Origin of the sequence: Rhizobium sullae (assembly GCF_025200715.1) — a bacterium.
Taxonomy (GTDB): Bacteria; Pseudomonadota; Alphaproteobacteria; order Rhizobiales; family Rhizobiaceae; genus Rhizobium; species Rhizobium sullae.
In genome coordinates this window covers 411,955-432,157 of sequence record NZ_CP104144.1, presented here as the reverse complement: position 1 = coordinate 432,157, position 20,203 = coordinate 411,955, and the positions used below count along the sequence as shown (strand labels likewise).

Annotated in this window: 16 protein-coding genes and 2 pseudogenes; 12 read left to right on the top strand and 6 right to left on the bottom strand. The window is 59.3% G+C overall.

What is annotated here, in order from left to right; all coding sequences use genetic code 11:
* The first annotated feature begins 26 nt into the window (after nt 1–26).
* The 7 genes and pseudogenes from N2599_RS22710 to N2599_RS22680 all read left to right on the top strand — a co-directional run bounded on the left by N2599_RS22710 (nt 27) and on the right by N2599_RS22680 (nt 9,148).
* Nucleotides 27–902, top strand: coding sequence for an AraC family transcriptional regulator (locus N2599_RS22710; protein ID WP_027513524.1), 876 nt, complete (start codon nt 27–29; stop codon nt 900–902).
* A 42-nt stretch (nt 903–944) separates the two neighbouring features.
* A pseudogene (locus N2599_RS22705) lies at nt 945–1,276 on the top strand (hypothetical protein); the annotation flags it as partial.
* A gap of 354 nt (nt 1,277–1,630) precedes the next feature.
* The gene (locus N2599_RS22700; protein ID WP_375714151.1) at nt 1,631–2,914 is read left to right on the top strand and encodes an extracellular solute-binding protein; all 1,284 of its coding nucleotides are present in this window, start codon (nt 1,631–1,633) and stop codon (nt 2,912–2,914) included.
* Between the two features lie 89 nt (nt 2,915–3,003).
* The gene (locus N2599_RS22695; RefSeq protein ID WP_027513527.1) at nt 3,004–3,936 is read left to right on the top strand and encodes a carbohydrate ABC transporter permease; all 933 of its coding nucleotides are present in this window, start codon (nt 3,004–3,006) and stop codon (nt 3,934–3,936) included.
* Nucleotides 3,937–3,989: 53 nt separating this feature from the next.
* A complete protein-coding gene (locus tag N2599_RS22690) occupies nt 3,990–4,775 on the top strand; it encodes a carbohydrate ABC transporter permease (protein ID WP_051336833.1) in 786 nt (261 codons plus the stop codon).
* 28 nt (nt 4,776–4,803) lie between these two features.
* A complete protein-coding gene (locus tag N2599_RS22685; protein WP_027513529.1) occupies nt 4,804–7,827 on the top strand; it encodes an alpha-mannosidase in 3,024 nt (1,007 codons plus the stop codon).
* A 151-nt stretch (nt 7,828–7,978) separates the two neighbouring features.
* The gene (locus tag N2599_RS22680) at nt 7,979–9,148 is read left to right on the top strand and encodes an ROK family transcriptional regulator (protein WP_084606719.1); all 1,170 of its coding nucleotides are present in this window, start codon (nt 7,979–7,981) and stop codon (nt 9,146–9,148) included.
* Between the two features lie 57 nt (nt 9,149–9,205).
* Here N2599_RS22680 and N2599_RS22675 read toward each other — a convergent pair whose 3' ends face one another.
* On the bottom strand, nt 9,206–10,378 hold the full coding sequence (locus tag N2599_RS22675; RefSeq protein WP_245209327.1) for an ROK family transcriptional regulator: 1,173 nt from the start codon (nt 10,376–10,378) through the stop codon (nt 9,206–9,208).
* Between the two features lie 61 nt (nt 10,379–10,439).
* Nucleotides 10,440–10,643, bottom strand: a complete 204-nt coding sequence (locus N2599_RS22670) for a response regulator transcription factor (RefSeq protein WP_027513532.1) — start codon at nt 10,641–10,643, stop codon at nt 10,440–10,442.
* Nucleotides 10,644–11,460: 817 nt separating this feature from the next.
* On the opposite strand from N2599_RS22670, the gene N2599_RS22665 reads away from it, so the two are divergent.
* The 3 genes from N2599_RS22665 to N2599_RS22655 all read left to right on the top strand — a co-directional run bounded on the left by N2599_RS22665 (nt 11,461) and on the right by N2599_RS22655 (nt 14,995).
* Nucleotides 11,461–12,411: a helix-turn-helix domain-containing protein gene (locus N2599_RS22665; RefSeq protein WP_027513533.1), complete on the top strand. Its 951-nt coding sequence runs from the start codon at nt 11,461–11,463 to the stop codon at nt 12,409–12,411.
* A 433-nt stretch (nt 12,412–12,844) separates the two neighbouring features.
* Nucleotides 12,845–13,675, top strand: a complete 831-nt coding sequence (locus N2599_RS22660; protein ID WP_027513534.1) for an alpha/beta fold hydrolase — start codon at nt 12,845–12,847, stop codon at nt 13,673–13,675.
* A gap of 114 nt (nt 13,676–13,789) precedes the next feature.
* Nucleotides 13,790–14,995: an NAD(P)/FAD-dependent oxidoreductase gene (locus N2599_RS22655; RefSeq protein WP_027513535.1), complete on the top strand. Its 1,206-nt coding sequence runs from the start codon at nt 13,790–13,792 to the stop codon at nt 14,993–14,995.
* Between the two features lie 615 nt (nt 14,996–15,610).
* Here the strand turns inward: N2599_RS22655 and N2599_RS22650 are convergent.
* The 4 genes from N2599_RS22650 to N2599_RS22635 form a co-directional block, all read right to left on the bottom strand.
* Complete coding sequence (locus N2599_RS22650) at nt 15,611–16,639, bottom strand: mechanosensitive ion channel family protein (RefSeq protein ID WP_027513536.1); 1,029 nt, start codon at nt 16,637–16,639, stop codon at nt 15,611–15,613.
* A 71-nt stretch (nt 16,640–16,710) separates the two neighbouring features.
* Nucleotides 16,711–17,136: a cupin domain-containing protein gene (locus N2599_RS22645; protein WP_027513537.1), complete on the bottom strand. Its 426-nt coding sequence runs from the start codon at nt 17,134–17,136 to the stop codon at nt 16,711–16,713.
* A gap of 62 nt (nt 17,137–17,198) precedes the next feature.
* On the bottom strand, nt 17,199–17,951 hold the full coding sequence (locus N2599_RS22640) for an SDR family oxidoreductase (RefSeq protein WP_027513538.1): 753 nt from the start codon (nt 17,949–17,951) through the stop codon (nt 17,199–17,201).
* A gap of 148 nt (nt 17,952–18,099) precedes the next feature.
* Complete coding sequence (locus N2599_RS22635) at nt 18,100–19,053, bottom strand: MBL fold metallo-hydrolase (protein WP_198521602.1); 954 nt, start codon at nt 19,051–19,053, stop codon at nt 18,100–18,102.
* 534 nt (nt 19,054–19,587) lie between these two features.
* Here N2599_RS22635 and N2599_RS22630 point away from each other — a divergent pair.
* Both N2599_RS22630 and N2599_RS22625 read left to right on the top strand, forming a co-directional pair.
* Nucleotides 19,588–19,893 carry a hypothetical protein gene (locus N2599_RS22630; protein WP_027512728.1) on the top strand — a complete coding sequence of 102 codons (306 nt, stop codon included), beginning with the start codon at nt 19,588–19,590 and terminating at the stop codon, nt 19,891–19,893.
* 106 nt (nt 19,894–19,999) lie between these two features.
* Nucleotides 20,000–20,194 (top strand): annotated as a pseudogene (locus tag N2599_RS22625) (IS5/IS1182 family transposase); the annotation flags it as partial.
* Nucleotides 20,195–20,203 lie beyond the last annotated feature (9 nt).

The window sequence follows — 20,203 nt, the reverse complement described above, 5'->3', positions numbered from 1 at the left end:
AGGATTATGCTTTCGAGGGTAATTTTGTGCTGCAGGATTTGATCGCCAACGGGCAGTCCATGAGGACGGTTTCCCTGCCGCGCGGGCGCCAGCGCTTGCACGCCATGCCGACAAGTGCTGGCTATGAGGTGCGGGAAAACGAGATCTATGATTGGGATGGCAGGCGGCGCGGCCAGACCCCCTTTACCGTTCTGCAGCATACCATCAGTGGCACCGGCCATCTGCGCTATCAGAACCGCAACTACAGGCTACAAAGCGGCGATACGCTGCTGGTTCTCGTTCCGCACAATCACCGCTACTGGCTCGAAAAGGGTGACCGGTGGGAGTATTTCTGGATATCGATGCATGGCGAGGAGACGCTGAGAATCCACAAGATGGTGCTCGGGCTTGCCGGTCCGGTTTTAAGGCTCCAGCCATCGACCATCGATCATCTCGCCGACTGCAGTCTTCGCCTTGTCAAAGGCGCAACGACGCCCGGGGCGGCGTCCGCAATCGCCTATGAAGCGGCCATGGCGCTTTACGACGATGTCTTCGGCTCACCGGCTTTTGCAGCAGACCTCAGCGCCATGCAGCCGGTGATTGACCATATCCATGCCAATCTCGACCAGCCGTTGCCAGTCAGCGAGCTTGCAGCCATCGTCGGTCTCAGCCGCGCGCATTTTTCCCGCAGCTTCGCCGAAAGCGAAGGCATGCCGCCTGCCGAATATGTGCTTCAGCAAAGGCTGCTGCGCGCGGCAAAGCTTTTGACGAAGGCCGATTTCCTGCCGGTCAAGGAGGTCTCGATCATCTGCGGCTTCGAAGATTCCAACTATTTCTCCAAAGTCTTCCGCCGCGTTTACGGCATCACCCCCACGGAGTTCCGAACCACCGGCATGTATGCAAGCATCGGCAAGGGACGCTAGAAACCTTGCAAAGGAACCCGGCGCCGACGCTCGGAACGCGACCGGGAACGACTGGTCGGGGAGGTTTTCGAAAGCCTGCGCGACGGCGCCAAATACGCACTCGCCGTCGGCGCCGCGGCGGCAACGGTGGGTATCGTCGGAGCAATTTCTTGATCGCCTTTGTCGGCTGCGTGCTCGGCATCACCTGCCTTGGCTCGGCTCTTTCAGGATTTCTTCTGGACAGTGCGACCTCTTGGGAGAGGGCTTTGTTGGTGGTCGCAGCCATCCTGCTTGTCGTACAAGAGCCGATCTCATCCCTGATTGGGCTTGCCTTGATGTTGCCGGTGGCGGCAAACCAGCTTCTTTCGCGGAAAAAACCGGCTGTTGTCCTGTAGATCCGGCCCGAACGATCCGCCGTGCAGCGAAATGCCCATTGAAGCTCGACAGCGCGATGTCAAATCGCGCCGATCTTTTTCGTCCTGAGAGCTCTGTCCTTGGAGGTCGACCGACCTGACCAGTCCGGGTCGGTTCTGTGACGCCCTCTCCCTACCGCCGGTTCTCTTTCGGACGAAACCGATGATAGCAGCTGGGGACGGCTTGGCGGACCTCGCGGTCCTCCGGGACTAACCTTGACATCAAACGAATGTGACTTAATCTATTTTTTCGGATCCCGAGCCCGTTGTGCTGGAGGCAGCGGCTCAAGTTTGATCCTGACCCTGGGAGGAGAACTCGTGAGGAATACAGCACTCATTCTTGCACTGGCGGCAACCACCGTTTTAGCCGCACCGCATGGCAGCCCGGCACAAGAGGCCATCACGGGCGACGTCGTCGGCAAGCCCGACGCGCCCAACAAGCTGGTTTTCCGGATGACCACGGATGGCCCGCGCAACAACGAGCCGGCCTACGCTCAAGGCTACAGCAAGCTGTTCAATGACTTCATCGCCAAGCATTCCGACTGGCAGATCGAGTTGCAGATGATGTCGGGGGATATCGGTCAGGAACAGGCGCGCATGCTCGAGCAGGCCAAATCGGGATCGGCCCCGGATTGTGCGGCCGTCGACTCATTCGTCCTCCCGCTCTTCAAGAAAGCCGGCGTCCTGCAATCCTTCTCGCCTTACTTCACCAAAGAGGAAATTGACCAGCTCTTCCCCTTTATCCGCGAGGGCATAACCGGCTCGGACGGCAACATCTACGCATGGTGGTGGTCGACGGATCTTCGTGTTCTTTACCGGAACAAGGAGATTGTTCCTGATGCGCCGCAGACCTGGGACGATTTGAAGAAGGCGGCGCTCTCCTCAGTCGAGGAGGGAATGGAAGGCGTTCTGTTCAACGGCGGCCGCTATGAAGGAACAACGTTCGACTGGCTCGCCAATTTCTGGGCACAGGGTGGCAAATTGGTCGATGACGATGGCAAGCCGATTTTCGGCGAGGGTGAAAATCGCGACAAATTCATCAAGGCCGTCAACTATTATCGCGATCTCGTTGAGTCCGGAGCCGCTCCCAAACGTGTAGCGACCATTGGCGATTACGACGATTTCAATGCAGCGGCTGCGGCCGGGACGACTGCGCTTTTCGTCGGTGGCAACTGGCAATATGCACAGCTCAGGACAGCGCTTGACCCAGATGAATTCGCCAAATGGGTTTTCTCCCCGCTTCCTGGCCCGGCAGCGGACCAGCGATCAACAGGTACAGGCGGCTGGACGGTGGCGGCTTTCAGCAAGGACACTGAAAAGGTGAAGCTCTGCGCTGAACTTGCCCGCGATATCTATATGGGGCCGGCCAACGCGTTGCAGGAACAGCTTCCGACCCGCGCCGATCTCTATGACAAGTACGAGGTGTTCTCGTCAGAGGCCAACAAGACCTTTGCGGCAGCACTCAAGGACGGACAAGCCCGGCCCGGCGCGCCTGTCTATCCTGAAATCTCCAATCAGATTCAGATCATGATGGGCAAGGTGCTGACGGGTACCCAGCCGACCGAGGCCGCCGTGGACGAGGCCTTCAGCGCTTCGCTGAGCGCCTTCAAACGCAGCTAAAATAAGGACTTGGCGGCGTGGACCGAGACCCTCACCGCCAGTCAACCTGTGCAAACGCTGCCCAGCGATGAAATGGCCGGACCGGACCTATGATGGATGCAAGCATTGCCGCCAAGAGCCCCCGAAGACTCGGCAGGAGAACCGCCGGACGGCATAGTCCCTTCCCGCTGCCTTGGCTTATGCCGCTCATTCTTGTCCTTGGCGTCTTTTATCTTTACCCCTTGCTGGACGTCTTTCGCTTCGCATTCACCAACGTTTCGCTGCTTGGCAGGGACGAGGAGTATACGCTGCAGACGATCGTCAGCACATTGTCGAAGCCCGAGCTTTTACAAATCCTGTGGGTGACATTCGTATTCACCGCGTCGAGCGTTGTTGCGCAGCAATTTTTCGGGCTTTTCATTGCCTTGATTGTTTTGCACGGCGAGAAGCGCCGGCTCTTCGGCACGACGATCGTGCGAACCACAGCCCTTGTCGCCTGGGTTGTTCCAGGTATTGCCGGCGGCATCATCTGGAAAATGCTCTTCAACGAAGCGCCATTTGGCGGGTTGAACAGCCTTTTGCGCGTGATCGGCGTGCCGGCTGTCCAATGGCTGTCCGATCCGCACATGGTCATGTGGTCGGTCGTCATTTCCAATGTCTGGCGCGGCACGGCGTTCTCGATGGTCGTGATGTATGCGGCAAGCAAGGCCATCGATCCTGTTCTTTACGAGGCGGCGGACGTTGACGGCGCAAATCCATGGCAGCGGCTGATCTATATCACTCTACCCCAGCTGCGGACCGCGATCCTGGTGAACATGATCCTCATCACAATCCAGACGTTGAACACGTTTGACGCCATCATTTCTCTGACCGGCGGCGGCCCTGGCCGCGCGACCGAGGTTCTCTCGCTATACACCTTCAACGTCGTGTTCCGTAATTACGACCTTGCGGCCGGCGCCGTCCTGTCGATCCTAATGCTCGCTATCAGCCTTGGCCTTGCGCTCGTATATGCTCGTTTTTTGCCAAAAGGAGAACCGTCGTGAGGGCTTCCAGACAAGATCGCGTTGGCGATGCTCTGAGCTATCTGTTTCTCGCCATGACGTTTCTTTTCTTCGCCTGGCCCTTGCTTTGGCTGCTGTCGCTCGCGCTGAGAACGCGCAGGGAGATCTTTTTGGGCGTGAGCCGCTTTATCCCGAAGGCGCCGACTTTGGAAAATTTCGCCGCCATCTTATCCTCCGACAAGTTCGCGGGGTATCTCTGGAATGCGCTCGTCCTATCCTCGTGCAGCGCAATCGGCTGCCTGATCGTGGCGCTGCCGGCCGCCTATGCCTTTTCCCGTTTTCCATTTCGCGGCAAAGGACCTTGGATGATGGTCCTGCTTGCCTTTCAGATGATTTCACCACTTGTTATCATGGTGCCACTTTACCGCTACATGGCAGCGCTTCACCTGACCGACAGCCATTTCGGCGCAACGATGGTCTATATTGCACTCGCGGTACCAATGGTGACGTGGATATTGAAGGGCTCAATCGACGGCATTCCGAAAAGCCTTGACGAGGCCGCACTTATTGACGGCTGCAGTCATTTCGCCGTCTTTTGGCGGATCATACTTCCGTTGTCGGCGCCAGGCATCGCCTCAGCCTTCATCATCTCGGTCATCGCCGGGTGGTCGCAGTTTCTCGTCCCATTTCTCCTCATCAGCAAGGAATCCCTCACGCCGATCGGCGTTGGGATATTTCAATACGCCGGAACGCAAAACGACTCCTCCCTCCAGTTGCTGGCGGCCGCCTGTCTTGTATCGGTCGTCCCAGCCATTATTGCCTTTCTCACCCTCCAGCGGCTCATCCTCGGCGCCATGACGGAGGGCGCCGTCAAGGGCTGATATTGCATTCACATCTCAGGATATCATCATGACGCTTACTCTTATCCAACGCCTCGACCGCATTCGCGTCCGCATCGCAGAGCTGGAATACTGGCGTTCGCGCCAAATAATGCAGATAGATGGCTGGACGCTTGAAGGGGAGCCCATCGCAATCGGCGATGCGTGGCCGCGCAAAGATGGTCCCGTGCATTTTTCCGGCGCAACCACCTTGCCCGGCCATTGGCCCCTTGACGATGCTCGGCTCGTGCTCGACCTTGGCGGCGAAGGCCTGATCACGCTCACCGACGAGACCGGGAATGAAACGCGACTTGGCCTTGATCCCTATCATCGGGAATTCCTTGTCCCTTCGCGCAGCATCCGGATCGCTTCCGAAACCGTCGCCCGCCTGCCCTTCGGCGAGCCCGTGCGGCACCCGAGGCTAGAACATGCGGCAGTAATCTGGCTGGACACGGCCGTCGACCGGCTCTGGGTGCTTTTGCGCCAGATCACCGAGGCGGCCGATATCCTCGACGGCCACGAGGCCGTTCCGCATCTCCTGGATATTGCCGAACACGCCATGCGCGGCCTTGACTGGCCGTCGGCCACGGCCGCCTATGTAGCACGGACGGCGCCTTCGCCGGTGCAACAGAAGATTTGGCAGCTGCCGCCACTCGAGGCCACGCCCGAGGGTCTCAATCAAGGCCAGCGCGCCAGCGTGCTCCAAGCCTACGACACACTTGTTGGACAGCTCAAGCAGCTGCGCCAGCGTTTTCCGCCGCAAGGCGAGATCGCCCTGACCGGCCATGCGCATATCGATCTTGCATGGCTTTGGCCTTACAGCGAAACCCGGCGGAAGATGCGCCGTACTTTCCATACGGCGTTGTCGCTCATGGAGCAGTCCTCCGATTTCCGCTTCAACCAGTCCACGGCCCATTACTACGCGCAGATCGCCGAAGACGATCCGGATTTGCTGGAGCGCATCATCGAGCGTGCGAAGGCAGGCCAATGGGAAACGCTTGGCGGCATGTGGGTCGAACCCGACACCAACATGCCGACCGGCGAGAGCCTCAGCCGGCAAATCCTTTACGGCCAGCGTTATTTCGAACGGACCTTCGGGACTCGCCATACCGTCTGCTGGCTGCCAGATTGCTTTGGTTTTTCCGGCGCCCTGCCCCAGCTTCTTCGTCAGGGCGGCATGAACAGCTTCTTCACGATCAAGGTCAACTGGTCGGAAACCAATCAGTTCCCGGCCGATCTCTTCTGGTGGGAAGGCCTTGATGGGAGCCGGGTTCTCGCCCACACATTCGACAATCCGATGCAGGGTTACAATGGCTTCGTGCGCCCGGACTGCTTCGTGCCGACCTGGAAGAACTTCCGCCAGAAGGACAAGCACAAGGCCACCCTGCTTGCCGTGGGCTACGGCGATGGCGGCGGCGGCGTGACGCCGGAAATGATTATGCGGGAAGAGCAACTGCGCTTCTTCCCGGCTTTGCCGCATGCACGGTGGACAAGGGTGCACGACTTCTTCGAGGATGCGCACGACACGGCAGCCAAGAAAGACTTGACCGTCTGGCAAGGTGAGATCTACCTCGAACTGCACCGCGCAACCCTTACAAGTCAGAGCACCGTCAAGCGGCTTCACCGCAGAGCAGAGCGCAGTTTGATTACCGCCGAGACGCTGGCCAGCCTTGCCTATCTTCTGGGAGGCGAGCGGCCGGCATCAATGGAGCCGGCATGGCGTGTCGTCTTAAAGAACGAGTTTCATGACATCCTCCCCGGGTCGTCGATCGCCGAGGTCTATACCGATGCTACCAACGAACTCGAGGCAGTCGCGGCAGAGGCGCACTTCGCCCAAGTAGCGGCGATGAAAGCAATAGCTGCGCAGTTGCCGATTGGAGAAGGCAACAATGTTCTGGTCGTCAATCCGTCACTGTCTGAACGTCCAATCCGCTTGACGCTATCGGATGGAAGCACAGTCTCAGCTGAGGGACAGATTGCGCCCCTTGGCATTGCCGTTGTGGATACCGGAGCACTCCAGCCGAAGACCGGCCTTTCGGCCGGGCGCGACCATCTGGAAAATGCTGTCCTGAAAGTGACACTTGCCAACGATGGCTCGATCGCCAGCATTCTGCATAAGCCGACAGGGCGTGAGGCGCTCGAGGGGTGCGGCAACCGCCTTTTCGTCTATCCAGCCGATAAGCCGCGCAATTGGGACGCCTGGGATGTCGAGGAAGATTACGCCGCTCGCGGCGAAGAGATCACTGCACTCGACAGCCTTGAACTGATCGAGAACGGCCCGCATCGCGCGGCGATCAAGATCGTTCGAACCTGGCGCCACTCGCGCATTACGCAGCTTCTGTCGCTTGGTGCCAACGCGCTGCGGCTGGACATACAGACAGAACTTGACTGGCATGACCGGCGTGTCTTCCTTCGCACCCTGACGGGCGTTGCCGTGCGTCACGCGAAGGCAACCTGCGAATGCGCCTACGGGGTCGTGGAACGTCCGACGCATTCGAACACTTCCTGGGATGCGGCGATGTTCGAGGCGCCTGCCCACCGCTTTGCCGATCTTTCGGAGCCCGGCTTCGGCGTTGCCATCCTCAATGACGCAAAGTACGGCCACAGCGTGCGCGGCAACGTCCTGGGCCTCTCCCTTCTGCGCGCGCCGATCTATCCAGATCCCCTCGCCGACGAAGGCATCCAGACCTTTACCTATTCGCTGATGCCGCACGAAGGCGCGTGGTACGAGGGCGGCGTCAGGGAGGAAGCCGAGGACCTAAACCAGCCTCTATTGACGATCCCGGTTGCCGATCGCGCAACGGGCAGGTGGCAGCCGCTCGCAACGGCTGGCATTGATGCTGCGCTGTCCGCCGTCAAATCTTCGGAGGACGGTGACGGCCTCATCGTGCGCGTGTACGAACCGGCGGGACGCCGCGGTAATTTTGAGTTATGTCTTCCGGAGCGTTGGCAGAACAACGGCGTTGTCAGTATCCTGGAAGAACCGATGGACAAGGTCCCGAATACCGGTTTGCGGCCCTTTGAGGTCAAAAGCTGGCGCGTAACCAAGACTTGATGCGATACCGGTCGATGCAAGAGGTCCTCGACCGCGTTTCGCATGCAGGACATCGCCTAGTCTCCGTCCGGATTGGATCAGGCGGGAAGGGACACCGGGATTGATATTGTCGGGCTCGAATACGGAGCAGGCTGCAGCCGCTAATCGTGCGATGATTCTCGCCGCGATTCATCGCGGCGCCCCGATCTCGCGCACGGAGCTTGCCCACCAATCGCGATTGACGAAGCAGGCCGTGACCCGCATCGTGGATCGTTTGCTCGATGAAGGGCTCGTTATGGAGGCACGCCGCAGGCACGGCCTTCGGGGACAACCTGCCATCGAGCTGGAGATCGATCCCGAAGGAGTGTTTTCGGTTGGCGCGAATATCGATCGCGATCACCTGACGATCGTCGCTGTGGATGCGGCCGGGACGGTACGCGGACGCATCCATCACGAAAGGCGTTTTCTGTTACCAGACGACTTCGTGGGCTTGATGGCAGATGCACTATCCTCCTTCCGCCGCCGCAGGGTCATCGAAGAAGCTCGTCTGGCGGGAGTTGGCCTTGCTATTCCTGACTGGCTCGGAGAGGTTAAAGTCATCGGCTTTCCATCAGAATACCGGCAATGGAATGGCTATGACGTGCGCGGCGCGCTGGAGGCAATGTCCGATCACCCAGTGTTCATCGACAATGATGCTAACGCAGCTGCGCTCGGTGAAATCGAGTATGGTCTCGGTACGGAAATCGGCAGTTTCTTCTACATCCTCGCCAATGCCTGTCTTGGCGGCAGCCTCGTCATAGATGGGGTCCGTCATAAGGGAGCCAGCGGAATCGGTGGAGAAATCGGGTGGCTGCCGGTCGTCTTTGACGATGGCCCGTTTGCGGGCAGCACGCAACCACTTGGCGAAATGTTCTCGCTCTTTATCCTCTTCGACTATCTCGGGCGCAATGGCATCAAGGCGACAACGCCGGGAGATCTTCTCAACCTTAACGAGAGGGGACGCAACCTCGTCAGTGGCTGGCTGCGAAAGATCAGCATTAAGCTTGCCCAAGCAATTGTCGATATCGGCTTGATCGTCGACCCGGAAGGCGTTCTCATCGGCGGCCGCTTTCCTGTTCGCCTCATTGATGAACTGCTCGTCTACGTCCACGAGGAGATTACCCGGCTTGGCGCACGAGCGCCGTCCCTTCACCGGGCAGCAGGCTCTGAAGATGCCGCAGCTCTCGGTGCTGCTGCGATCCCGCTCGCTCATCGTCTTGGGTTGCCGTCTGCCGAACCGGGTCAAAGATTTCGAAATCCAATCAGCAGCCGGCAGGCCCAGGACCCGATCACGGTCACATGACAGTTGGCAGTGCCGCTCAACAGTCGGGCGACGGAGAGGTCACGGACGGGTATCGGGTTAAAGTGTCTCGGAGAACGGACGCAATGCGGCGCCGACGGCGACCCCTGCCCGAGGAAAGGAAGCACGCCGCACGGATGGTATCCAAGGCGCAATCACGAGATCGCGAATTTTATCATCCCGTTCACGCGACAAGCGCGCAATGATTGCCTCAAAAACATCATCGGGCAGAGCACCGCCGATCAGGATGGCGCCCGGAGCGATAAATCCTGAAATCGCCAGGACCATCTCATGAAGATGCCGCGCTGCAATCGCAACCCAAGCATCTGGTTCACCCGGGTGGGCTGCAAGGTGCTTTTTGAGCGAGGGCAAGGTCGCGACGTCGTTTAGGCTCGCGCCGTCAACACCCGAGCACATATCGCCGATCTGGCCGGCCAATCCGTGGAAACCGCGGAACGGCCGCCCTCCGATCAAAAGTCCGGCGCGAACAGTCTCGTCGACGATGATGATCACCAGGCCACCTTCGCGGTCGCCAATGCCGAGCATACGCTCGGCATTGATCGCCGCCTCGGTGTCATCAAGAAAAAAGAGCGGGCCGACCTCCCGTTCAAGGGTATCCTCGATAGCTCTCCGATCAAGAGGGAACCCGGTTGCAAGGGCAATGCCGCATCCGAGCAGTTTGCCCGAAGTGCCAGCGGCACGCCGGATGTGCAAAACAGCGTCATTGATCCCTTCGGGTCCTGTGAAGGCGCGCTGCTGAAGAATCTTACCTGCAAGATCCATCATGACAGTTTCGCCACCATCCGCACCGAGGCGAATTCCCAGGGAATATGCGGCGTCGGCTCGCAACGAGAACTCAACCGCTGTGTAATGCGCAGTTGTGGGCCGTTTTTGCCCGCTGACTAGGCCCGCATCGGCCAGCCGGCGCATGATCCCCGTTATCGCTGGCTCCGTGAGCCCAAGATGCCTGGAAAGTTCCTGGCGGGTAAGCGGCCCAAAGCGGCGCAGGAGCCCCAAGGCCGTTCGCGAATTGTGGTCTGCAATGTCAACCGGGCTGATGCCTGGACGATCATCATTGCGATCCCGTCCTTTAGATGCGCCAGATACCGAAAGCCGCCGTCCTGTTTTCAAATCAAGCCATTCCCGATACGATTGCCTATGCAATACTGGGTCTTTGCCTGCATCAAAATGAAAAAATGCGTTCACGGGCATACGGCAGGGTTGGCGCGGCACGGGAGGAGACGACGCCAGTCATTTCTAGGAGCACGTTTCCTGGACTGCGTGATGCATTTCATCACTCAATCACGCCTGTCCGTAGCGCCGCCGCCACCAGAGCCGTGTCCTTGTAGACTGCAAATGTATCCTTCAGCGATTCGATATGCGTTCGCACGGTATGCACCGAGCAACCGAGGATGATCGCAATCTCCTGCGCGCTCTTTCCGTCGCACATGAGCGTCAAGATTTCCCTCTCTCGCTTGGTGATGTGGATCTCGTTCAAGTTTTTCCTCTTCGCTTAGCGCTTTGCTTGCCCCTATAGATATAGGGTGATCGTGCGGTCGCCGGAAAAAGAGCAAGCTCGTTTTTGCGAGCGCGCCATATCCAAATAGTTGCCATCTAGCCAAGTCGTGACAGAAAACTCCCCACGCCGCCGGGCAATTTCGATGACAACACTTTCAGTGGCCGGCTTGCGGAAATGAGCCTCTGCCCGACGAAAGCACCCTCGAGGTCGCCTCTGGCTAAGGAAACAAAGCGTTGCATTCCCTCGCCTTGAACGGATTGGAATCGCCGACGCGGTATTTCGACCAGATGCGATCAAAGTGAATTATGGCACTGGGGCCTGAACACACGCCATCGAATTGCCGGTTCAATGTTCGTGCGCTGGCAATTCCTTCATTCAATAGGTCTCTTGCCGGTGTTTCACTGATCTCAAAGAGCTCGCACATCGGCTACGGCCATACACCATCGTCTCTCGTGACACGCCTGACAGTTTCCACTCTTACAGCAATACGTTGGCACATCGCGTCAAAACTGCGCTATCGTGATAGAGCACACGATTGTCGTCGGCAGATCCCAGAACGAGGCCAAATCGCGAACGCAACCTATCCTGGAGAATAGGTTTCGCCCGCGAAAAATCTTGATATCCTCGCTGCATCTAGCAACGCGCGAATAACCAGAGCACAGCGGAATTGCTCAGGACATGGGGATGTCATGCGTAATAAGACTAACAGGGCTGGCCACTATAGTCGGGTGCTCGACGAGCTGGCAATTGTTGCAAGAATCGCACGCAAGCAGCGCCAATCGACGAGCACGCATCCATGAGCTTGTCTTCCCCCTCGGATCCTCTCGAGAGCTTGCCGGCTGAGACAATCGGCGCGCGCCGGGAGGAAATGCCGGCCGCCGATCAGAATCCTGCTAACGAGATGTCGCGCGTTCTGAGGACTGCGCCAATTCATCTTGCGGCGGACCCCTCCGGTGGTGCAATCGCGCACTGGAATCACGACGCATTGCATGACGTCGTCGAACCCATGACCGACCACGTCATCATGGCTTACAACGGCGTGATACAGCGCATGGAACGGCGGTCCGGAAGATCGATCGAGAGCGGAACGTTTCGTCGCGGGGTTGTGATCATCATCCCGGCTGGATCAAGCTCCCGATGGGATATTCCAAAACCGGTTGATGTCGTTCAGCTCTATCTTCCCCGCACGACACTGACGCGCATTGCCGACGAAACCGATACCTTCACGCCGACCGATCTCTTGGAGCGAACGGCGCATCCGGACCTCATTACATCCCGATTGCTCCTGAGCGCGGCCGATGTCCTGGAAGGCAATACGGCACTGGATACACTGTTCAGGCAGCAGTTGACTGACCTTCTGGCCACGCGCCTGCTGGCTGCGCACACCGGCAAGGCACCGAGCTATCAGCCGGCGCTGGGCGGCCTTGCGCCGAGCGTGCTGCGCCGGGCCATCGAACGATTGCGGTCGGACGCCGACGCGGACGTCTCCCTCGGGGCCCTCGCTGCCGATTCCGGGTTGTCGCGTTTTCATTTCTGTCGCGCCTTCAAGGAAAGCACAGGGCTTTCGCCTCACAACTGGCTCCGTCAATATCGGCTCGAGCAGGCCATAAACATGCTACGTGATCCTCAAAATTCGATCGCGTTGGTCGCGGCCTCCCTCGGTTATGCCTCGCAAACAGCATTTGCAGCTGCATTCCGAAAATTGACCGGTGAAACACCGACCGATTGGCGGCGGCGCCACGGCTGACCGAAATCTTCTTTCGCCTCGCCTCAGATTCCGGACTGTCGCGTTCTCCGCTGCAACGTCATCGGCTCGAACAAGCGACGACACGCCACGCGATTCCACTGGCATGGCGTTGGTCGCGGCCCCACTTGACTGCGCCTCGCAAACACCCTTGGCCGCCGCATTTCGAAAGCTGACCGGTAAAGCGCCGGGCGATGCGCGGCGCGCATCCGCTAACCGCAATTGCTCTGCAATGGCGCCAATCCCTCTGGCGCAGCCGCAGACCTGTTTCGCTAAAACACCATTGCGCCCGTACCAACGGATCCTGCGGAGACAAAGGATGGTCTGGGCACCGATTACGGATCAATCGCAACGAAGCGACCCGTAGCGGCTTGCATACCCGATTTTAGCAACTGTCCGTCCGATTCGATGACGGGCCCTACAAAGGATCAGCACAATGACCTCCATTACAACCAGCGACGGTGTTCAACTTTTTTACAAGGACTGGGGACCGAAGTCCGCTCAGCCGATCGTCTTTCACCACGGCTGGCCGCTCAGCTCCGACGATTGGGATAATCAAATGCTCTTCTTCCTCGGCAAGGGCTTTCGCGTGATCGCTCATGATCGCCGCGGTCATGGCCGATCGAGCCAGGTGAGCGACGGTCATGACATGGATCACTACGCCTCCGATGCTGCCGCAATGATCGACTACCTCGATCTTCACAACGCGATCCATGTCGGCCACTCTACCGGCGGCGGTGAAGCCGCGCGGTATGTCGCGCGGTATGGCAAGGGTCGCGTTGCCAAACTGATCCTGATTGCTGCCGTGCCGCCATTGATGCTGAAAACCGCCGCCAATCCCGGCGGTTTGCCGATCGAGGCATTCGACGGATTGCGCAGTCAGCTGGCTGCCAACCGTTCGCAGTTCTATCGCGATTTTCCGAGCGGCCCCTTCTACGGCTACAACCGCCCGGGTGCCGAGCCTTCGGAGGCGGTCATCTCAAATTGGTGGCGTCAGGGCATGATGGGCGGCGCGAAAGCACATTACGACGGCATCAAGGCATTCTCGGAGACGGATTTCACCGAGGACCTGAAGAGCATCACCGTGCCGACGCTCGTGTTGCATGGCGATGACGACCAGATCGTTCCCATCGGTGCCGCCGCTCTGTTGTCGGCGAAGCTCCTGCAGGCCGGCACGCTGAAAATCTACGAGAAACTGCCGCATGGGCTGTGCACGACCCATGCAGATGTCGTCAATGCCGACATGCTGGCCTTCATCACGGCCTGAGCGAAGTCGCTTCACCGATCCGCGCGCCATCGATTGCCGACCACCTCGCCGCCCATCAGGAGCGGCGACGGTGACGCGCGGCCCTTTGAAACTAAAAACAACGGAGTGAATAACATGAGACTTGTGATCGTGGGCGCCGGCTTCGCCGGCATGTACGCCGCACTTTCCGCAGCCCGCCTGCGCGATATCGAAGGCATTTCGCCCGAAGAACTCGAAATCGCGCTCGTGTCCCCGGAACCGACGCTCGTCATCCGCCCCCGGCTTTATGAGCCGAAACCCGAGACCCTGACGGCACCTCTGCAGGATGTATTTGACGCCATCGATGTCACCTACATGCAGGGCAGCGTCGAAGCGATCGACACGAAGGCCCGCACCGCAGATGTCGTTAATGCCAAGGGCGAACGAAAGAGCCTTCAGTATCATCGCCTTGTGCTCGCCACGGGCAGCCGGCTGTTCCGCCCCAATATTCCGGGCCTTGCCGAATACGCCTTCAGCATCGACAACATCGATGACGCCATTGCCCTCAATCGCCACCTCCACGCGCTTGCGAAGATGCCGGCCTCGGCCGCGCGCGACACCATCGTTGTTGCGGGCGCCGGTTTCACAGGTATCGAGGCGGCGACCGAGATGCCTTCGCGGCTAAGAACCCTGTTCGACAAAACCGCCAATCCGCGCGTAATCATCGTCGACCGCAGCAGCGCAGTCGCCCCCGACATGGGCGAAGGTCCGCGCCCGATCATCGAGGAGGCACTGCACAAGCTCGGCGTGGAAACGCGGCTCAATGCCGGCGTTTCGTCGCTGGATAAATCCGGCGTTACGCTGAGCACCGGCGAGCACATCGAAACCATGACAGTGATCTGGGCGGCAGGCATGCGGGCCAATCCGCTAACCACCAAAATTCCCGGCGAGCGTGACAAGTTCGACCGGCTGCTGGTCGATGGCTGCCTGCGCGTGCCGTCCGTGCCCGGTGTCTTCGCCACCGGGGATGCGGCTCGCGCCGCTTGCGACGACTTCGGCAACTATGCACTGATGTCGTGCCAGCACGCCACTCGCATGGGCGCCTTCGCGGGCAACAATGCCGCCGCTGAACTGCTGGGCGTGCAGGCACGGCAATATCATCAGGAAGCCTATGTCACCTGCCTTGACCTTGGCGATGCCGGAGCCCTCTTTACCCGAGGCTGGGATCGCAAAGTGGAGATGGTCGGCGAGAAAGCAAAGGCGACCAAGCAGGAAATCAACACCGTCTGGATCTATCCGCCGCAGCCCGAGCGCGCCGCTGCGCTGGCTTCCGCCGATCCGGAGCGTGTGACGGACCTCTGATCGCATCACGACACGAGCTGCGCTCTCTGCAAGAGCGCAGCTTGCCATATTCCGGCGTGCTCGTGACGCGTGCCGTCAATTCATCGATCGGTTCCGGTCGGTCGCGACATGGAGCTTGGTGCCTGAGCCTGCCTTGAAACGGTCCCAGACCTTCGGCATCAGGCCCTTTTGCCTGCATGCGCCTGGCATGCTGATGAGTGCGAATGATTGTGGCATTCACGCACAACCATTCGAAATCACCATCATAGCTGAGGCTGTCAAAGGGGTCCTGCAGCACGCCCCGCTCCACCCAGTCAACAGTGGTGCCGCTTGACCGTGTGACAATCGCCAATCGCTCTGGGAGGTCGCGTCTGCGCGCACCCGAACGGCCGTCCAGAACATCGCATCCATAAAGCGTCTGTTATCGGTTCGCGGCCCTCGCTTTGCCGCGGCAGCCACCGGACATCAGGGCGATCTTCAGCTCGCGGTCTTATGAATAACGCAACCTGATGAATGATTTTCGAAATGTTCAAATTCTTAATTGCCATCGCAACTAGATACGGCAAATGCGCGATTTTTTCGCATCCGTCCAGCTCGCCTCAATCATATCTGGCTACGATCTTATGAGACGGTATCCTAGACCGGCCGGGATGAATGCGTGTCGTTACTCACTGCAGGGTATTGGTTGCCGATCAGTGCCGGTACGAAAGCGAGGCCTTCGGCAGGCATGGCCAACGAAAGCCCACTTGCTCCGCATTGGTCATGAAGCAAGTCGACGATCTCGTTCTTGGCGGGCGTTCGGATGGCGACGCTGTCGACGCGAAACTGCAGCTCGACTTCGATCGCAATCGCGTCGATGGCTTTGATGGCAACGACCGGCGGCGGGTCCTTGATGATTAGGACGCTGGCTTGCAGCACAGACCGCATGACTTCCTCGACAAGGCGTGGTCTTTGCGTTGCAGCGATGCGCGCACGCAACGTGATCTGGTGGGTCTCGTCAGGGCGGCTGAGATTTGTCACGCCCTGCTTTGCCAGGATGCTGTTCGGTAGCACGACGACATTGTGCGTAACGGTCAGCAGGTTGGTGGAGCGCCAGTTCGTTTCGATGACGCGGCCCTCAGTGCCGTCGGTCAACTGTACCCAGTCGCCTAATGCATAGGCCCTGCCGAGTGTCAGCGCGATGCCGGAAAAGACATCACCGAGCGTGTTCTGTAACGCAAGACCGAAGATGACGGCTATGACGCCCGAGGTCGCAACCAAGGTGCCGACCGGCATGCCGAAGACGAAACCGACGACGGAAAGCGCCACGCCTAGATAGATGACCGCAATGGCCATATCCTGGATGAGATGTGCTTCCCGTGGCTTGCGGTTCAATCTGACGTAGATCTGGATGAAGCCGATGATCGTCCAGGCGAGATGGGTCCACCACAGGATTCTGGCCGATTTGGAAAGCAGCGCGCCAAAACCCTGCGTATAGATACCGTCGGGTTGGTGCGGAGCGATGCGCGCCATATAGAGCACGAGGCTCATGCCGGTAAAGAACAGGATCTGGACGATCAAGCGGCCCGTCGGACGGTTGCCGCCCTGGATGTGCCACACGACGATGCCGGCAATTCCCAGAAGGTTGACCAGAACAAGCGGCACGAAATTGTCATCACCAAACATGGCAGGAATCACCGATTATGGTTGCGTCAAAGAGCGGCCGGGCACCGGTACTGCAGGCCCGGCCTGATAGCCTATTTCTTGATCGGGAATGTCAGTTCTTGCTGGGCGCTATCGACGACGAAGACTGCAAGCAGCCTTGCCGGTTTGGTCTTGCTGGCGTTTTCGCTGACACCGTGGCGATCGCCCGGCAATTCCGAAAAGCTTTCACCGGCCTTATACACTGTAACGGGGCCATCATTGACCTGACTGCGGATCGCGCCTTCGAGGACGGTCGCATAAATGAAGGCGGAGGCTGGATGCGTATGGCCCTCCGAGAACCCGCCGGGAGCATATTCGACGAGAACGCCCTTCATGCTCTTGCCTGGAACGTTCGGCAGTTCATGCTCATAGACCAGCGTAACCTTCGCGCCCTCGCCGCCGCCCGGCGTATCATGTGCAAGAGCCGAACCTGATAGGAGAGCCGTCAACGCAACGGCAAAATACAATGACTTGATCATGTCTATCGTCCTTTCGTGACTGAGGCGCGGGTCCGCCTCTGAGGCGGCCCATATGCAAGTCGTTATTTTCTGGGTGCTGTCGCAAACCAATCATCGAAACCGATGCGGCCGATGCGAGGCTGATTGTCCGAAACGAGTGAACCGTCTTCCAGTTTGGTCCCGAAATAGGGGGCATCCGGATCCGCGATAACGGTGCGGGAATCTCCGATCGCCTTGAGGTATCGCGCGGCGAAATCGCAGAGTCGCGCGCGCTCGGGGCCGCAGATTTCGACGATGCCGTTCGTCGGCGCGGCAAGGGCTGCGTCCGTTACGAAATCGGCGACGTCGTCGGACGCGATCGGCTGCAGGGAACCCGTCGACAGGCGGGCCGTGTTACCAACCGTGCCCTCCTGGGCAATGCCGCCGAGAAACTCCATGAACTGTGTGGAACGCACGATCGTATAGGGAACGCCGGCTGCCCGGATGATCTTTTCCTGGGCGACCTTGGCTCGAAGATAGCCGCTATCCGGCAACCGATCCGTGCCGACGATGGAAAGCGCGACGTGGTGTTTCACGCCGGCCTCGATTTCCGCTGCCATCAGGTTCTTGCCCGCCGTCTGAAAGAATTCGAGCACGGCCTTATCCTCGAAGGATGGCGAGTTCGCGAGGTCTATCACCACCTCGGTATTCTTCAGCGCTTCCGCCAAGCCCTCTCCGGTGAGGGTATTGACGCCGGTTTTCGGGGCGGCAGCAATGACGTCATGCCCCTTCTTGCGCAAGCGCTCTGCAGTCTTGGAACCGATCAGGCCGGTTCCGCCGATAATTACGATTTTCATAAGATGCTCCATTTGCTGCGCGCCCATGCGGTGCGCGTGGTTCAATAGGCGGATTGGTGAAGGCCTGGTTGAAGCTCGGGCTTGAAGGCCGAGCTGGACACGGCCCTCAAGGATGCACGCTCTGGTTCGGCCTTAATTCAACATGCGATCAGTAGTCCCAGAAGACCGGTACCCAACGAAAGGCGTTGCCGTCGACTGCGACATGGCCAACGGAAGGAAACGGCATATGAGTTGCCACCAGCAGTTCGCCGGTCGCTGCCAGCTCCTGCAAAAGCCGGACCCGAACGCGGGCAGCCTCCTCGGGGTCATGTTCGAAACCGTTGTGCCAGTCGGGGTGATCGAAGCCGACCGCGAACACGGCGTCGCCGGCAAACATCAGCCGGTCGTTGCCTGAGGCCACGCGGACGACGCTGTGCCCGGGGGTGTGGCCGCCGGTCCGAGAGACGACGACGCCCGGCGCCACCTCGTGCTCATCCTCGAACAACCGCAGCTGGCTCTGGTACTCTTTGCTGAACCGCTTGGCGGCCGCCCGAAGCGCGTCCGGGAAGCCCGCCGGCATCGAGACGCGCGAGAAATCGGGCGACTCCCAAAATTTGACCTCGGCAGCGGCCACATGGATCCGCAGGTCCGGATTCAGCCGTTCCTTCACCCCGTCGACGAGCAGCCCGCCAACGTGGTCCATGTGCATGTGGGTCAGCACCACGTCGGTCACGGATGCAAGATCGATGCCGCCGGCCTCCAGTCGCTTTATCAACTGCCCGGCCCGCGGCAGGTTCAAGTCCGGGTCGAGTCCCAGCCCAGCGTCGATGAGTATGGTCTGCCCGCCGCTGCGCACGACGACCACGTTCAGCGCCCAGTCGAAGGCGTCCGGCGGCAGGAACATGTCGCCCAGCCAGGCGGCCCGGGCGGCCGGGTCGGCGTTGTGGCCCAACATCACGGTTGGGAGCGGCAGCACTCCATCGCTGACCACCAGCACGTCAATCTCGCCGATCCGCACTGCGTAGCGCGACGGAACCAGTTCGCCAGAGCCCGGTTTACCGGGATGTGAGGTGTTGTCCAGTTTCATGCTTGCCTCCTGAGTGTTGTTGATCATCTGGTTCATCTTTGAAAACTCCTTTGTTCTATCTTGGTGCTAGATCCAGGGTGGCTTACGCTTCCTGGACGGGAAGCGCCGTCAAGCTGGTGAAGTATTTAGCGATCGGCGACACAGTCGTTGCTGGCGTGTCCTGTAATGATCTAGCGAAACCGATCTGGGGCTGCGCCAGAACGATTGCTGCCGCTGTAGAGCAATTGCTGCTGCCGCATGCGCATGCGGCAATCGCCCGTGGTTTCGCCAGTCAGTTGAATGTGGCTGCGAGAGAAACGTCCGGCAATGATCCTCAAAGACATCCTGATCTTCGGGATCGTCCTGCGGCCTTCCAAGCCTTCGCGATCAACATCCCGGGGCCGTTGACTGAGGCTCGGCGGCCCTTCGCAAGGAATTCTCGCAGCTCGCGAACATCGTTCCCGGCTACCACCGACCGTGGGTTGATCCCTGATCGGACATCGATAGAGGATGGGTTGTGCAAAGTTTGAGTTGACCGTTTTCGATGGCGAGGCGACATTCGCAACCTGTAGCAAGGCAGGAGGAAAAACGATGGACAAGCCAGACCGTTGGCGGCATATGGCAAGCGCACCGAAAGATGGTAGTCGGATCCTGGTCACGATCCGCCCTTCCGAACAGGGTCCGGCAGAAGTTGACCTCGCGTATTGGTCGAACGGCGATCAGTTTGGGGGAGAAGGCTGGCGCGCGTCTGATTCCTCGCCCGGGCAGATCATCGAATATGCCGAACCGGAATTGAAGTGTTGGATGCCGATGCCCTCGGCCAACCTCAGTCGCACCTCGATGCCCTCACCCTGGGAAGGAGACGACGACCACCACCTCGACGGATCAGGGATTTAAAAACTCGCGCCGAATTAACAGTGGTTCCTGCCTTCGCTAGGAGGTCCAGATTGTCGTCCGCCACTGCACGGACGCCAATCGACTCTCAAACCACGTTGCAGACCCGTATGGGATCAGCCTTCGCTGCCGCAAGCGGATCGAGGAAATATTTGGTGTCAAGACGACGGCCGGCCTAGCGCAGCTCGAGGTGCGCGGACTGGACAAGGTGGAGGCAGACTTCAGCTTTGCCCTTGCCACCTACAACATCATACGCCTTCCTAAATTGATACGATCGACGGGCGAAGTGTGTCTTGTGGGAGGCGGAAACGAT

Bases quoted from the DNA above. Each gene is read 5' to 3' on its own strand.
- N2599_RS22690 (WP_051336833.1), top strand. From the start codon at position 3,990: ATGACGTTTCTTTTCTTCGCCTGGCCCTTGCTTTGGCTGCTGTCGCTC.
- N2599_RS22640 (WP_027513538.1), bottom strand. From the start codon at position 17,951: ATGAAAATCGTAATTATCGGCGGAACCGGCCTGATCGGTTCCAAGACT.
- N2599_RS22630 (WP_027512728.1), top strand. From the start codon at position 19,588: ATGGACAAGCCAGACCGTTGGCGGCATATGGCAAGCGCACCGAAAGAT.
- N2599_RS22695 (WP_027513527.1), top strand. From the start codon at position 3,004: ATGATGGATGCAAGCATTGCCGCCAAGAGCCCCCGAAGACTCGGCAGG.
- N2599_RS22645 (WP_027513537.1), bottom strand. From the start codon at position 17,136: ATGATCAAGTCATTGTATTTTGCCGTTGCGTTGACGGCTCTCCTATCA.
- N2599_RS22685 (WP_027513529.1), top strand. From the start codon at position 4,804: ATGACGCTTACTCTTATCCAACGCCTCGACCGCATTCGCGTCCGCATC.
- N2599_RS22665 (WP_027513533.1), top strand. From the start codon at position 11,461: ATGAGCTTGTCTTCCCCCTCGGATCCTCTCGAGAGCTTGCCGGCTGAG.
- N2599_RS22680 (WP_084606719.1), top strand. From the start codon at position 7,979: ATGATTCTCGCCGCGATTCATCGCGGCGCCCCGATCTCGCGCACGGAG.
- N2599_RS22650 (WP_027513536.1), bottom strand. From the start codon at position 16,639: ATGTTTGGTGATGACAATTTCGTGCCGCTTGTTCTGGTCAACCTTCTG.
- N2599_RS22635 (WP_198521602.1), bottom strand. From the start codon at position 19,053: ATGAACCAGATGATCAACAACACTCAGGAGGCAAGCATGAAACTGGAC.
- N2599_RS22660 (WP_027513534.1), top strand. From the start codon at position 12,845: ATGACCTCCATTACAACCAGCGACGGTGTTCAACTTTTTTACAAGGAC.
- N2599_RS22655 (WP_027513535.1), top strand. From the start codon at position 13,790: ATGAGACTTGTGATCGTGGGCGCCGGCTTCGCCGGCATGTACGCCGCA.